This is a genomic window from Planococcus sp. A6 (genome assembly GCF_028823615.1).
GTDB lineage: Bacteria > Bacillota > Bacilli > Bacillales_A > Planococcaceae > Planococcus.
In genome coordinates this window covers 1-15031 of record NZ_JAPEHT010000079.1, presented here as the reverse complement: position 1 = coordinate 15031, position 15031 = coordinate 1, and the positions used below count along the sequence as shown (strand labels likewise).

The 15031-nt window shown below is 38.6% G+C and carries 14 protein-coding genes and 1 pseudogene; 8 read left to right on the top strand and 7 right to left on the bottom strand.

Annotated elements, in window-relative coordinates; genetic code table 11:
• A pseudogene (locus ON064_RS12225) lies at nt 1-85 on the bottom strand (recombinase family protein); the annotation flags it as partial.
• A gap of 287 nt (nt 86-372) precedes the next feature.
• On the opposite strand from ON064_RS12225, the gene ON064_RS12220 reads away from it, so the two are divergent.
• Nucleotides 373-633, top strand: a complete 261-nt coding sequence (locus ON064_RS12220; protein ID WP_274624981.1) for a hypothetical protein — start codon at nt 373-375, stop codon at nt 631-633.
• 394 nt (nt 634-1027) lie between these two features.
• The gene (locus tag ON064_RS12215) at nt 1028-1702 is read left to right on the top strand and encodes a hypothetical protein (RefSeq protein WP_274624980.1); all 675 of its coding nucleotides are present in this window, start codon (nt 1028-1030) and stop codon (nt 1700-1702) included.
• An 85-nt stretch (nt 1703-1787) separates the two neighbouring features.
• On the opposite strand, the gene ON064_RS12210 is transcribed toward ON064_RS12215, so the two are convergent.
• The gene (locus tag ON064_RS12210) at nt 1788-2216 is read right to left on the bottom strand and encodes a DUF4181 domain-containing protein (RefSeq protein WP_121301311.1); all 429 of its coding nucleotides are present in this window, start codon (nt 2214-2216) and stop codon (nt 1788-1790) included.
• Nucleotides 2217-2439: 223 nt separating this feature from the next.
• Here ON064_RS12210 and ON064_RS12205 point away from each other — a divergent pair, with 223 nt between their 5' ends.
• A complete protein-coding gene (locus tag ON064_RS12205; protein WP_274624979.1) occupies nt 2440-2856 on the top strand; it encodes a hypothetical protein in 417 nt (138 codons plus the stop codon).
• A 401-nt stretch (nt 2857-3257) separates the two neighbouring features.
• Here ON064_RS12205 and ON064_RS12200 read toward each other — a convergent pair whose 3' ends face one another.
• Nucleotides 3258-3929 carry a cadmium resistance transporter gene (locus ON064_RS12200; protein WP_274624982.1) on the bottom strand — a complete coding sequence of 224 codons (672 nt, stop codon included), beginning with the start codon at nt 3927-3929 and terminating at the stop codon, nt 3258-3260.
• Between the two features lie 942 nt (nt 3930-4871).
• On the opposite strand from ON064_RS12200, the gene ON064_RS12195 reads away from it, so the two are divergent.
• Nucleotides 4872-5834 carry an arsenic resistance protein gene (locus ON064_RS12195; RefSeq protein WP_068870666.1) on the top strand — a complete coding sequence of 321 codons (963 nt, stop codon included), beginning with the start codon at nt 4872-4874 and terminating at the stop codon, nt 5832-5834.
• Between the two features lie 45 nt (nt 5835-5879).
• Here the strand turns inward: ON064_RS12195 and ON064_RS12190 are convergent, their stop codons facing one another.
• From ON064_RS12190 to ON064_RS12180, 3 genes are all read right to left on the bottom strand, one after another.
• Entirely contained in the window at nt 5880-6695 is an 816-nt protein-coding gene (locus tag ON064_RS12190; protein ID WP_068870664.1) for a ZIP family metal transporter, read from the bottom strand.
• Between the two features lie 1080 nt (nt 6696-7775).
• Nucleotides 7776-8204 carry a VanZ family protein gene (locus ON064_RS12185; RefSeq protein WP_274624978.1) on the bottom strand — a complete coding sequence of 143 codons (429 nt, stop codon included), beginning with the start codon at nt 8202-8204 and terminating at the stop codon, nt 7776-7778.
• A gap of 93 nt (nt 8205-8297) precedes the next feature.
• Nucleotides 8298-8915, bottom strand: coding sequence for a class I SAM-dependent methyltransferase (locus ON064_RS12180; protein WP_274624977.1), 618 nt, complete (start codon nt 8913-8915; stop codon nt 8298-8300).
• A gap of 300 nt (nt 8916-9215) precedes the next feature.
• Between ON064_RS12180 and ON064_RS12175 the strand changes: the two genes are divergently transcribed.
• Nucleotides 9216-10064, top strand: coding sequence for a cation diffusion facilitator family transporter (locus ON064_RS12175; RefSeq protein WP_068870657.1), 849 nt, complete (start codon nt 9216-9218; stop codon nt 10062-10064).
• A 79-nt stretch (nt 10065-10143) separates the two neighbouring features.
• Nucleotides 10144-11073, top strand: coding sequence for a cation diffusion facilitator family transporter (locus ON064_RS12170; protein WP_068870655.1), 930 nt, complete (start codon nt 10144-10146; stop codon nt 11071-11073).
• 109 nt (nt 11074-11182) lie between these two features.
• Here ON064_RS12170 and ON064_RS12165 read toward each other — a convergent pair whose 3' ends face one another.
• Complete coding sequence (locus ON064_RS12165) at nt 11183-11413, bottom strand: hypothetical protein (RefSeq protein ID WP_068870653.1); 231 nt, start codon at nt 11411-11413, stop codon at nt 11183-11185.
• A gap of 305 nt (nt 11414-11718) precedes the next feature.
• Between ON064_RS12165 and ON064_RS12160 the strand changes: the two genes are divergently transcribed.
• Both ON064_RS12160 and ON064_RS12155 read left to right on the top strand, forming a co-directional pair.
• The gene (locus ON064_RS12160; RefSeq protein ID WP_274624976.1) at nt 11719-13164 is read left to right on the top strand and encodes an alpha-amylase family glycosyl hydrolase; all 1446 of its coding nucleotides are present in this window, start codon (nt 11719-11721) and stop codon (nt 13162-13164) included.
• Between the two features lie 411 nt (nt 13165-13575).
• On the top strand, nt 13576-14994 hold the full coding sequence (locus ON064_RS12155; protein WP_121301306.1) for a murein hydrolase activator EnvC family protein: 1419 nt from the start codon (nt 13576-13578) through the stop codon (nt 14992-14994).
• Nucleotides 14995-15031: the final 37 nt, after the last annotated feature.

The following is a 15031-nucleotide window of genomic DNA, read 5'->3' as shown; positions in this document are numbered from 1 at the left end:
CCATTTTTTTCATGGCTTCCAATTGACGTCCTTCATTTTGATCTTTGCTGCTGACACGTATGTAGCCAAATTTGCGATGTTCCATAATTCACCTCTATAAACGATTGTTTCCTCTCATTATACCTGAAAATCGTTCGTAAAAGTGTATGCATTTCAGCGAACGTTCGTAAAGTCTTTTGGTACATTTACGAACGCTCTTTTCGATGATTTTTGGGCATTTTCAAAGCGTTCGTAAAAGTGTACTTTTACGAACGCTTTAAACAGATAAGAAGCCGTGTAAAAAAGGAATAAAATGAGATTTGACGAATTACCTATTTAAGGAAATGGAGTGCTGGCTAAAGAACGTAAAAATAGAATAGGCGGAGGAGAAGCATGGATGGTCAATTGCTAATAAAAATTGTTTTAATTATATTCGGATTAGCAATGTTTTTTGGTGGCGTATTTTATTCGAAAAAGGATCATGAAAAGTCAAGTACTGATGGAGCTTATTCGAGTTCTTCAGATTCAATAGTTTGGATGGTTGTAATGTTGCTGTTTGGTATTTTTTTAAGTATAGGACCTTGGTGGCTATCAAAAACAATTTTTATATTACTTGGCGCAGGGCTGATATATGTGAGTATATTTTTAATATAATTAATCGAGCATTTGTTGGAATTGAGTTCCAATAATGGACAGTTTGCATGTCTGAAATTACTGGCAGTCTCTTAGAGACAGGTTCTGGAACAAATACTAAACGCTAAATTAGGAATATGGATGTAACATAAGTGCAGTTGAGTTACATTCAGTTCGGCTGTAAGTTAGAAATTATGATTTAAAAGTTAGGAGGAAACAGTAGTGGGAAGAAAAGCTAAATATATTCTAATTTTCGTTTCTGGATTTCTTGTATATTTTGTAATTACAACTTTATTAGCACTTTAATAATATTAGTTTTTGTGGTTGTGAATGTAACTTATTGTGAATTAAGTTACATTCAATTCGGCAATTTCTTTGGTTGCAAAACGGAAGACCAAAAATGGAGGGGCAACAGATGGAATACAGTGGCGGCTATTTTCTTCTTTCTGCAGCAAGCGCCAACCAAGCTTATTATCTTAAACAAGTGGTCGACGGTGGATTTCATGTCGAAAAGCTGATTTCGATGGATGAGGAAGTGGGCGGCATCTTTCCCAACATTTTTGACATTTGGGCGGGCAGAAAGCCCAAAAGGCCGACACCCATTTTGTCCAAAACGGTGCTGGATAAGGTCTTGGTATCTATGCTATTTGGTACGCTGGAAGAAGCACTGGAAGGCTTCCTAGAAGCAAGAACTCAGGATCCATCGGTGAGTCTGATCGGCATCAGCCTTGACGAGAAGTATCTTCCAGACTTTCACGACTGGCGGGATCATAGCAATGACGTGAACGGTGAAGGTATCGTCCTCTGCTTGGAGAAAAAGCAGCCAGTTAGCAACGGAATATTCGCCGGCTACGACATTGCGGGGTATGAACTTGGCGGGAGGTTCATTTCCTTCCTGGGTAATGACTTGCTACAGGATTACCTGGCTTTTGATCGGAACCTTTCAATCAATAAATACGGTTTGTTTCCAGAACGGCAGAAGGCAGAAGAGCTTGCTCGTTACACGAATGAGGTGCTCAAGGACCTGGTAGGAGCAGAAGAAGACTTGATGTGGCTCCCATGGAAAATAACAATTTATGAAGGCTTCTAAACTGAATAAAATATTTCGTTTTTGAATGTAACTTATTAGCAATTAAGTTACATTCACATTCCAGTAGAGGGGCTAGTTATATTGATTATAAGAAACCAAAAAAATCAGTTGTAAATAATGAAATGAGAAATACAAGTAGAAAAACCAGTTGGCTGATTGTGTAAAGATAGGCATTAGGATTCTTCGCATATTTGCGCTCCATGATTGCTCTTACGATTTCGGTGGCAAAGAGGAATACCAACAACAAAAACCATGGTTCTAGGAGCAAATAAGGTTCTTGAGGAAGCCTCATCACATTAATAAAATATCCTACTACCATCATAGTGATACCGAAAATTCGGATGCTCCAATCGATTTTCTTGTGTTTATCATTTACATGGTTATTAGAGAATGCTTTTGGTTTTTCGACTCTTAACCACTTTCGCATGATGGCATTGAATAATGCTAGCATTATGAGGAAAATGGCAACTATGAGAAGTAAAGCTAACGAAAAAGAAGATTCAACACCATACATGAAGTCGCCTCCCTTACTGTTCAATTAGTTACACTAACTATACTAATCTACTTCCTTTAAAGTTTCATTTTTTCAAAAAAGAGAGATTCAGTGAAAGCTACTTCTTGATTTTGAATGTAACTTAAGTCTAAGTAAGTTACATTCAATCTCCCGGTTTCATGCGCTTGATTAGAAAATCCACCGAAACTGATTTTGAACGAAAATAAGATACATTCGAAATGCAATGACAGTAAGTTTGAAAACTCGCTTTTTAAAAGGATTGTGGTTTACCTATCAAGCGTTATTGAAAGAAAAAAATAATAAATCTGACGTTGGAATTATTGAAGCTGTTATTAACCAGCTTAGCATTTGCAGCGAAATGATCACTGTATATAAGACAATTTCAGCAACAGCATCTAATTGGAGGTGGAAGGATGCTTATGAATACTGTAATCATCCAAATAATATGAGATTATCTGAACGAAAAAGTGAGATTTTTCTTTTAGTGCTCTCAATTCTTGCTTTTATATACGCCATAGTGAGTATCTTTCATCAAATGAAGTCAGGTTTTGAAATAAGATGGACTTCATGGATTGTGTTATTTTACAGCTTAATAATTATATTTTTTTTGGTGAAGGATTGGAACAAAAAAGAAGAATAACGGAGAAAGGCCTATCCGGTTTTTGTAACCTCTTATTAAAAAAAGATAAAGTTTACATATCATGAGGTTATCGGAAGCTGTACAAAGAAAAAAGGCAAGAAGAAGCTAATTCTAGCGATTCTTCTTGCCTTAATGATTATCGGCTAGCCAGTACTTTTACTAGTGCGTCGAGGCATAGACAAAATCAGGCGTCATTAACATTTACATATGACCCCTTATCGGAAGAAGCTTCAGCTTCTTCTTTTTTTATTCGGTAAAGTGCCTTTTTTACGAACAATCGAAAAACAAGTGTATAAAAAAATTAGCGAACTAAATAAAAACAAGCACTGTGGTTACCAAAGAATTAATCAAATGGAGATAACTTTTAAAATTACCATTTGCAGTTCAATTTAAGAATCACTTTAGATTACCAAACCCCAAAGAAAATGGAAGGTTTCATTCTCCAGCAGAATCATAAGACCCAATCCAATGAAGATAATCGGTACAATCCAGCGCTCCCACTTCTCGATCGTTTTCGAAACCTTTTTAACGGATGCTAACTGGTAACTGAGATAACACAAGACGGCAACTAGGATGGCAAAGACGATCAGCATTACAATGGTTTCGCTTGGATTCAGAGTGGAAAAATACGGTATGTAAACACCGAGGTTATCGCCGCCGGCCGCCAGAGTAATGGCGGTGATGGTGATAAACAAGCGATTGGGGTTTCCGGAAGACAAACGGGAGAGGATATTCTCTTCGTTGTTCTCGTAGCGATTGGGGTTTCCGGAAGACAAACGGGAGAGGATATTCTCTTCGTTGTTCTCGTCTTCTTCTCGCTTCCAAATGCGAATACCTAGATAAATGGGGATGAGACCCAATAAGCCCACCAAGTGAGGGGGCACAAGCGTTAGACCGTACGCAGCTAAAAGGCTGACGCCTACCAAAATGGCAGTTCCTAGATACTGGCCGATGACAATGGATTTTAACTGACCTTTTTTCAACGTTTGTGAAAAAAGAATCAGCAAAATGATAACATAATCAATACTGGTCGCAGCATAAGCGGCAACCGCGGTGAAAATCGTACCTATCAGCATTACCAACTCCTTTGTGAATATAGTGCTCCCTATTACAATTCTAATACTTAGACATTCAAACGAAAGTTTGATTATCTAAGTGTATGAATATACCGATAGCTTGTCAATTATATATTCAAGCGGTCGTTTTAGTGTTTTAGCATATTTCTTCAAATGAAAAGAGAACGAAGGAAAATATCACATTGAAGATCAAATTCTGCTATTTCACCGTCAATATTGCTCACCTAGAGTTTGAAGTAAAAAAATGCTCAGAACTGCGCGATTTGATGTTCTTCATTGTCATTGACAAGAACAAGAGAGTCATAAAAATCTATAATAGCAACCAGTTGAGGTGAGGGGCAACTCTTCTGGTGAATACGGATGGAAACATAGAGAAAATCGTCGCCGGGAAAATGTTTGAGGAAGATATTCAAAGCTTTATGAAACAAAACAACACGACAGGTCTTTGAGAAAAAGATGGACACCTACGAATTAATTTACATTGCAAAGCGCCTAACCGTTTAATCTTCAGGCGCTTTAATCTGTTCAACTATATTTTTCCCATAACTTAAACTTCTAGGTAATCAGAGTTAAAGTTTGCATATCATTATATTTATCTGAGGCTGTATAAACAGAAAGGAAATAAGATGTTATTTGCAACAATTTTTCTTTCCTTCCACAGTTTTGAGTTTTTCAGTGAACTGTGCGATGTCATTGTTTCATACTTCTAATCTTATAGCAGTAATGTATTAAGCAGATTTCTTAGTGATCCCTTGGATTTATCGCTTCGAGCTTAATGCAAGGAGTGAAGGGGAGATTCCCAGACTTCTTTAAAAGCACTCTGGATACTTTTCCTCCGTTCGGATTCAAACTCAAGATTAATAGGGTAGCACTTCCGTTATGCTTTTAAAGAATAATCGATCGAGCGCACGTTCTTTCTATTATAAAAGGAGTTTTTTCATGAATATAGTTGAGAAGTTTCAAACCATCATTATTTTGACAGCAGTGGGGATCGGTCTATTGATGGGGCAGGTCCACTTTTATGAACAATATGCAGAATCCTTCATCGTGCCATTTTTATTGCTGATGCTGTATGGATTATTTTTAATCACTCCATTGCAGCACCTGAAGGATGCTTTTAAAAATCGCAATTTTTTCACTGTCAGCATGCTTACCAATTTTGTCTGGACGCCTTTAGTGGCCTGGGGACTTGGGGCAATCTTCCTTGCGGATCATCCAGCCCTGTGGATTGGGTTTATCATGCTGATGGTGACACCTTGTACAGACTGGTACCTGATGTTCACTGCCATTGCGAAAGGGAATGTACCCTTATCCATGTCCGTTTTGCCGATTAATTTGATTCTGCAGGTCGTGCTGTTGCCGGTTTACCTATTCATTTTCGCTGGCACGATTGAGCCAATACCATTGTTGACCCTTACCGAAAGCATCATCCTGGTACTGATTATTCCATTTGTCCTGGCGCATTTGACGCGCTATGCTCTGCGGAAGAGGAAAGCCTTCTTGAATGAGAAACTCGTCCCTTTTTTTGCTACGGCACAGATTTTCTTTTTATCTTTGGCGATTATGGCGATGTTTGCTTCGCAAGGGAAGTACCTACTCACTAATCTTGAAGTCATTTCAACCTTGCTGCTGCCTGTTTTATTGTTCTTTGTTGTTAATTTTATTTTGGCGCAAACAGTAGGGAAAGCCCTAAAGTTTTCCTATGAAGATACGGTGAGCTTAAGCCTGACGACTATCGCACGTAATTCGCCTGTTTCATTGGCCATTGCAGTTGTCGCCTTTCCGTATCAGCCTTTAATCGCCTTGGCCTTAGTTATCGGTCCGTTGATCGAATTGCCCATTCTAGCACTCGTCTCTCAGTTGTTGCTTTCTACAAGGAGAGGAAATATAGGAGAAAGCTAAATAGGATATCCGTTTCACAGGCCAAGGGTCAAAGCTTACTTGAAATTAGCCGAGGGCGACATCAAGGATCATCATAATTGTAAACCCAACCATTAAACTCATCGAAGCCAAATCAGAGTTTCCTTTTTCTTGGGAGCTTGGAATTACTTCTTCGACGACTACAAAAATCATTGCACCTGCTGCTAAGCTCAATGCATAAGGCAGTAAAGGTTCGATAAACACCACTGCCAGCGCACCGATGATGGCGGCGACTGGTTCAACCATTCCAGAGAATTGACCGTAAAGAAAGCTTTTTCGCCGCGAAAATCCATCGCGTCGAAGAGGCATGGAGACAGCTAGGCCTTCTGGGAAGTTCTGGATACCGATGCCGATTGCCAAAGCAATTGCACCTGTTAGAGAGGCCGACGGAAATCCTGCAGCCACAGCTCCGAACGCAACGCCGATTGCTAGCCCTTCCGGAATATTGTGGAGTGTAATGGCAAATACAAGCAAAGAACTCTTCTTTCTTTTAGCTGAGTGGAATCCCTCAGCTTTTTCTAAGGATGCATTTGGATGAAGGTGAGGGAGGACTTTATCTATTGACCATAAAAATATGCCACCCAGTAAAAATCCGATGGCTGCAGGCATCCAAGCTGGAAAGGAACCACCTTCCCCCATATCAATGGCAGGAGCAAGAAGCGACCAATAACTTGCCGCAATCATTACCCCTCCAGCAAACCCGAGCATGCTATCCAGGAAACGTTGATTGACGCCTTTTGTAGTAAATACTAACGCCGCCCCTAGTGCCGTCATGCCCCATGTAAATAACGTGCCAATAAATGCTTGAACAACCGGATCTAGATCTTTAAATAACTCTATCATTCTAATTTTCCTCCTATGAAAAATATATTTCTAAAAACTTGATTCTTTGTTTTGTTTTCAGTCAGAAATTTCGGTTCAGTTAATTAAATCCAATAAAAAAAGCTAAGTAAAGCTCACTTCTCCATGAGCTTCATATATCAGCTTCTTTTGAAAACTTGTATGGTAACTTGATTCATAAAGCAGCGCGTTAATTAGAGATGTATTCATTTAGAGCTATCTTGACTTTACGAACGGATGGCTGAACGACTCCAGGGTCGTAATAATGTTGAATGTATTTTCTATAATCTATTTGCTGGAAAAAATCTTGTATTCTTCCCTTTTCAATAAATATATTATTGTATATGCTGTGCTTGTCACTAAACTCCGAAACTACATATTTTACTTATGGTCGATTTATCATTTGGAGCTTGTATATCTTTTCGGCGTTTACCTGATTAGTTTGAAGTCCTTAAATTATTTATACTGCCTATGAAGCAATTAGCTTTGTGTTTGATTAACTGATGGGAGTCTTAAAAGTTACCAAAAGCAAGAGTCAAACAAGTATAGCATGTGTGATTTCCGTTTCCTTGGCTCAATCATCGCTTCTTTTTTCATCGAACATTTTTATATGAAGTTAGTTAATAGATTAACTTTATTGAATGTAAATAAGTGTGTGGGTGTTAGTATATCCTATTAAAGTAATAGCTTAATCTATTGGTTTAGTTTCGAAATATAAAAAGTAAGGAGATTTATTAGTGAAAAATAAAAATGAGTTTTCTTTTTCGAATTTAGAAACTAGGGTCATAAAAGAAGTCAGGAAATGCTTAGCAGAAGAGAAGAAAGAAACACTGAGTAGTGGACTTAGATTTATAACGTATTTTTTGAGGAATTCTACTTCCTACGGAGTGCTAGTCAAAAATACTAAAGAGGTAGAGAAGGATTTGAATTTGTCGACTTATCGACTTACTAAGATATTAAAAATTCTTGAATGCCATCAGATTATATACCGTAGAAAAGGCATTATTGGGCTATGGAGAACTTGAGACTTGTTTTATTCTTCTCAGTACGGATTATTGCGGTTAGCTAGAAAAGCATCGTCTCCTAGCCATTTTTGCTGAATTCATTTTTAAAGTTGAGAACTCTGATAATCAGGTGATGGGCTAGAAAAATACCAATTAAATCGATGCCCACATCAAAGAGCCTACCGTTTCTATCGAAAAACAACTGAAAAACTTCTGAGAAAAAGGCAAACGATGTGCATAAAAACCAGGAATAGAAAGTTTGCTTTAGCCAAATGAACATTAAAATATATAGAATCCCAAAGGATAACAAATGGCCAGTTTTTTGTGCTAAGTAAAAAGCATTATTGAAAGCAACGTCACTAAATTTCAGTAATTCAAGAAAATTAGGCTGCAAGTTTATCTGATATTCTACAACTTGATCAACTAAAAAAGCATATGCATCGCTTGTGGACATCACCGCTAAAATCACTGATGCCCATAGAATTATTAAAAAGAGAGGGAATCGCATCGACACTGTCCTTTCTTAGTTTAAGTAGAAACCCAACTAAATTTTCGAAAAGGTTTTGAATAAGACAAAGACAAAAGGGATCAATTAAAGTATTTAATCTTTTCTGAGGCGGATTTTAGTATAAAAACCGTTAAACATAACAGGGCTTTTGTCTATGAGCTTTAGATAATATTTGTTTTCTTCGAACAAGGCTTCAAAATTCAAGGCGATATCGGTCCCAAGTATTTTGACGAAAGGCCTGGCTAGTCTTCGTCGAACTGAAGAGCTTGTTTCAATTGAAGAAAATTTATCGAAAATAATGAGTTCCCCACCATTTTTAAGTACGCGTGTCATTTCTCGCAAACAACTATTCGGATCAGGTACAACAGAAAGTATCAAGCTGGCAATGACAAAATCAAACTGATCGTCATCAAAATCCAGTTTTTGAGCATCCATTTCTAAAAAACTAATAGCAGAATCAGGATATTTTTTGCGCGCCTTTTCTAACATGTCGGGAGATAAGTCAATCGCGGTAATAGTAAAGTGTTGAGGATTGAATAACTCCAAGTCGGCTCCTGTCCCCACTCCTACAAATAATAGATTTGAGTGCTTTTCAAACTTCACATCTTGGAAAACTTTCTTCCTGGCTTCTAAGAAAGGCCCAGTATTGAAGATCTGATCATAGATAGGCGACCAAATCCTATACATTATTTTATTCCAAGCATTGTTCACTCTCTCTACCTCCCAGTTAGAATGTCCATATTTGGTATAGGCAAGGATAGAACAGATGAAAAGGAGTTTGACATTCCTTTTTCTCTGTCACATTCTTTATCTCTTCCTTAATTTCCTGCTTGCCGAAACTCTTCTTCATAAGCAATTATGGAAATTGCGCCTATCATTTACCAAGGTGTATTTCATGAGCTTTGGGGAATATATAAACTACTCAGTGACATGGAGTGAGTTAAGCCTTGGGTGAAATCAAAATTTGTACGTCATTTTTTATTTAACTGTATTGAGAAAGGAGGAGAACAGATGGCAACAGCTCATAAGGATGAGAAAAATATCAAGTTGGCTTTTTTCATCAACTTGCTTTTTTCTATAGGTGAATTCATTGGGGGCTTCTTAATTAATAGCGTGGCTATTATGTCTGACGCTGTACATGACTTGGGGGATGCAACAGCATTGGGGCTTTCTTGGTTTCTGCAAAAATTCTCGAAGAAGGAAGGCGACCAAAAGTTCAGTTTCGGTTACAAGCGTTTTTCGCTGCTGGGAGCTTTGATTAATGCACTCATTTTAATTGCGGGTTCTGTTTATATTTTCTTTCAAGCCATACCTCTTCTATTCAACCCCGAGCACTCCAATGCCCAAGGAATGGTTTGGTTTGCAATTGCCGGTGTGTTGTTAAATGGATTTGCGGCATACAGGCTACATAAAGGCAAGTCAGTAAATGAAGGCGTGCTTACTTGGCATCTGTTAGAAGACGTCCTAGGTTGGGTTGCCGTACTAATAGTAGGTATCGTTTTGTTGTTCAAAGACATCCATATACTTGATCCCATTTTATCGATTGCCATTGCTTTATTTATACTGTTCAATGTCTTTCGGAATTTATCGAAAACCATGAAAATCTTGCTTGAAGGTGTACCTCAGGAGATCGATTTGGATGAAGTCCATTCAAGAATTGAGAAAATTCCTGGGGTGCTTTCAGTAAAGGATCTGCATATATGGTCAATTGATGGGGAGGAGCATGCGATGAATGTGTGCCTGTCGGTCACAGGCGAAAACTTGGCAGATTCAACTGCAATTAAGGAAAAGGTCCGGAGTACAATTTCGGATCTTCAAATCATTCACTCCACAATTGAAATGGACTGGAAGACTCAGTGATTGCCAAGGTCCCGTCATGGGAATAACCAGTTGATCAATTTTACTTTTGTAAAGATGTCCAATAAGGGAGGTGTCGTAAATGGGAAGTGACCATGACCACGCACATGGACGCAATAAAAAAACCTTATTAATTTCTTTTTTGATTATTACGGTTTATATGGTTGTAGAAGCGATTGGCGGCTTTCTGACAAATAGCCTGGCATTGATCGCGGATGCTGGACATATGTTGAGCGATTCGATTTCCTTAGGAATTGGTTTTTTAGCTTTTACAATTGGGGAAAAGGCAGCGGATCAAGCTAAGACTTATGGTTACAAGAGGTTTGAAATCTTAGCTGCCGTCTTCAATGGAGTAACGTTGGTGTTAATCTCACTTTACATTTTTTACGAGGCCTACCATCGGTTTTCTGATCCGCCAGAAGTCGCTACAACAGGCATGTTGATTATTGCCATTATCGGTCTATTAGTAAATATATTGGTTGCCTGGATTTTGACCAGAGGCGGAGATACTAAGGACAATTTGAATCTCCGAGCCGCCTTCCTACATGTACTGAGTGATTTGTTGGGTTCTGTAGGAGCTATAACAGCCGCATTGCTAATAATCTTTTTCGGCTGGGCATGGGCCGATCCTTTAGCTAGTGTCGTTGTGGCCATACTTGTTTTAATAAGTGGTTGGCGTGTCACAAAGGAAGCTATTCATGTATTGATGGAAGGGACTCCGACAGATGTAAGTATCGATCGCATAACAGATACAATTGAAAAAATCCCAGGAGTAAATAATATACACGATTTGCATGTCTGGAGCATCACTAGCGGAAAAAACGCATTATCGGGCCATGTGGTGATAGAGAATGGCCTTTCTTTCGAAGAAAGCCAACTCATATTAAGAGAAATTGAGGCTGCAATGATAAAACAACAAATTACCCATATAACAATTCAATTGGAATCACAAGACCATCCTCATATAGAGTCTATTCATGGGGATTTGAAGGATTTAGAAGACTCCCGTTAGCTTTTGCAGATACTTCATTTGAAAGTGCTTGGAATAGAGTGTTCAAAAATATTTTGATAAAAAAGAGCGACGGAAAGCCCGTCGCTCTTTTTTATTGTTCCCTTATCATTCACTTGAGTTTCAACTCGGACTCTTTTACTGTCTCTCTTATTTTTCGTTGCTGATAAAACACTTTTGACCATAAATAGATGGCAAACCCAAGGAATAGAATCGGTACTTGCCATCCAGTGGTACCCGTGACAAAAAAGTCATAAATAGACCAGCCGAGCAAGGCTATAAAGTAAAATAGAAATCCAAAAGTCGTCGATTTATCTTGTGGCTTTTTATTTGAAGAGAGCATGATATTCCTCCTTAGAATTATTGAAAGAGCGATATTTTATTTTTGGACCATTGTTAATATCCTGTTTAACTGTAATACATGTTTCGAGAAAATCAATACCTATTGCCTCCTTAATTACAGAATAAAGTGTACTAATAGCTTAACCTACTGAAGCTTCATCCAAGTAAGCTTAAATATTCACAGGATCGATAAAACTTTAAGCAGAGTTTATGAAGTATTTGATTTTATATAGAAGAGAAAATTGATATTTGTTACACTGAACCGAATCTGAAAACGAGTTTGGTATTTTTGAGGAGGAAAATTGTGTGAAAAAGAGATGGGTTTCAATCCTGTTGGTGGGATTTTTACTATTCAATTTAGCAAGGCCGATAGAAGCTTCAGAGAATAATGAGTTGCAAGATGAAATTATTTATGACCTATTGGTGGATCGATTCTTTAATAAGGGAATTCAAAATGATATCAATGTGAATTCCCTAGACCCTAATTCATTTAGCGGGGGAGATTTTGCAGGACTAAGCAGCGAAATGCAGTACATCAAAGATATGGGGTTTACCATGATTTCCGTTGGGCCTATCTTCTCTGCGACTTCCTATGATGGGACAGCCGTGGTGGATTACGATGAGTTAGAGTCACGTTTTGGTACTCAGGAGGAATGGAAAGAAGTTATAAACAAAGCCCACGAACTGGATTTAAAGGTAATGATTGATCTGCCGACTCAGGAATTGAGTGAACAACATGTGTGGCGGGAAAGTCATCCTGAATGGTTTGTTGAAAATAAAAATGGAACCGTCGCTCTGGAGACCGCTAATCGTCAAGTACAAGATCAATTAATTGAACAATTTGAAGGCTTCATCGAAAAATATGCGATTGACGGTATTCGAATAAAAAAGGCAGATAGCTTGGATCCAGCCTTTATAACTCGATTTTCTGAAAGCCTAAAAAGCATTCGGGATCTCTATGTAATAAGCGATGATGTAACACCGCCTCAAGACGGCCTTGATGCTGTGGTCATGCCAGGAATTGAGACTGCTTTAAGAGATAGCTATAAGAGTTTTAACCCTAATGAAACAGAGCTTTCCGGTTCTTGGGAAGAAGCAGAGGGCAAGCTGATTCAAGTTGATTCTCTCCTCACTTCCCGGTTCACTGCGGACACCGTCCAAGAAGGCGGCTTCCCGCCAACACGATGGAAGTTGCTTACCTTTCAATTATTAACTATGCCAGGGATTCCTGTCATACAATATGGTTCTGAAATTGCTGTTAACGGGCGAACGACTCCTGATACCCATCCGATCTTGGATTTAGGAGTAGACGAGGAATTAATCGACCATATAGCCAACTTGACTTCTCTGCGTAATCAATCGGCAGCCTTGCGGACGGGTAGTATGGAAGTATTGCACGAGGAAGACGGCTGGTTTGTATATAAGCGGTCAAACGAAGAAGAAACCTGGATTATCGCAATTAACAATTCTTCCTCTACACAAAGTTTGACTTTGCCAGCCAGTGTAGTTGGCGACGATAAGGAATTGCGTGGATTATTCGAAAACAATATTGCGCGTCAGGATGAAGAGGGAAATTACCGGATCACTTTAGATAGAGAATTAGGAGAAGCTTTCAATATCATCGAACAAAAAGGCTTCAATAAAGCCTATATCGCAGCGTTAGTAGTCTTATACATCTCCTTCTTAACGTTCTTGTTTTTAGCTTGGCGTCGAGGAAGAAAGAAAAAGAAGGCTGCCACTGCTAAAAAATAATTCCTTCTTAAAAATTCAATACGGTCATAGCGGCTTTAGAATGGATAAAGATGCTTGGGTATATCATATATCCAAGCATCTTTATTTGATTCCGCCATCTCCTAATTAGGAGCATCGATTGGTACTTACAGAAAAAATGAATAAAAAAGCTGAGATTCTGCACTGGGAAAAACCTTGAATTAAAAACGAAATTGCAAGGTTCCTGTAACAAATGTAAAAGAGCCCCATGATACACTGATGCAGTTGGATTTTAAAATCGGGTTCCCTGAATAACAAAGTGTTTTGAAATGACTGGTGAGTCCTGGAAGACACCTGATTATAAAACGATATGTTTTAGCGCGAATTTTAAATGATGTAGCACTAACCTATACATAAAGAAATAAGAGTTAAAGTACGAGAGGGGAAGTAACAATGAGAAAGCAGTGGTTAGTAACAGGTTTATCTTCTATTTTGGCATTCTCGATTTTAATGCCTACAGTAAATGCGGATAAATTGAGTGAACTCGAACAAGAGAAACAGGAAATAGAGCAAAAACAGAATGATTTAAACAAAGGAATTAATAATAAAGCAAACGAAATTTCCAAGAATCAATCAGCTCTGGAAAAAATCATGGAAGAAATTCAAAGCTTGGATAAACAAATTCAAGAAACGACATCAAAAGTTGCAGTTGTCGAAGGCGAAATTGAACAAACGACAGCGGAAATAAAGGATTTAAAAGATTCAATCGCTAAGTTAAAGAAAAAAATTGATGAGCGAACAGAATTACTGAAAGAACGGGCACGAGCTATCCAAATGAGTGGCGGATCCGTTGATTATATAGATGTTTTGCTTGGGGCTGAGGATTTTGTTGATTTTATTGATCGATTTTCGGCTGTTAACACGTTAATTGAAGCCGACCGTGAAATCATGCGTACCCAAGAAGAAGATAAAGAATTATTGGCAAATCAAAAGGCCCAGGTGGAAACCAAGCTTGCTAAGCAAGAAGAGCGTAGAGCAGAGCTTGAAAAACTTAGAAATGAGCTCAATGGACAAAAAGCTGAACAAGACGGTCTCGCAAAAGATTTGAAGGCAGAACAGCAGCGATTGGCAGCAGAAAAATCCGATTTAGAGCAACAACGTTCTGAAGCACTTGATGTATCAGCAGATTTAGAAAATCAAATTACCAAAGAGCAAGAACGTCTAGCCGAAGTAGCTAGAAAAGCTGAAGAAGAACGAAAACGTAAGTTAGCTCAGGAACGTAAAGCAGCAGCAGAGCAGGCAGCAAAGAAAAAAGCACAAGCACAAAAAGTACAAGCACAAAAAGCGCAAGAACAAAAAGCCGAAAAATCTGCGGAGTCTGTTGAAAGTTCGTCAAAATCTACAGAATCGGCTGTATTAGCAAGCGAGCCAGAAGCTCAGGCTACCCCAGCTGTATCGTCAGGATCTCCCTTCATTCGGCCGACTACTGGACGAGTGACATCTAACTTTGGATGGCGTGATATTGGTGATGGACCTGAGTTTACTTCAGGCATGGATATTGCAAATGGTGTCGGTACAGCAATAACAGCTGCTGCAGATGGATATGTTTCTCATGCAGGTGTTATGGGGGGATTAGGAAATGCGGTAGTTATCACCCATTCCGTCAACGGACAAACGTTCACTACTGTATATGGCCATATGAGCGCGCTTAACGTATCTGAAGGACAAAAAGTGACTCAGGGACAACGAATCGGCGGAATGGGAAGTACTGGCCGTTCTACAGGGTCACATCTTCATTTTGAAATTCACATTGGTATCTGGAATGGTTCAAGTTCAAATGCAGTAGATCCAAGAAACTACATCGGTTCTTGATAAGCAAATCTTTTCACCATGTTTCTATCCAAAAGAG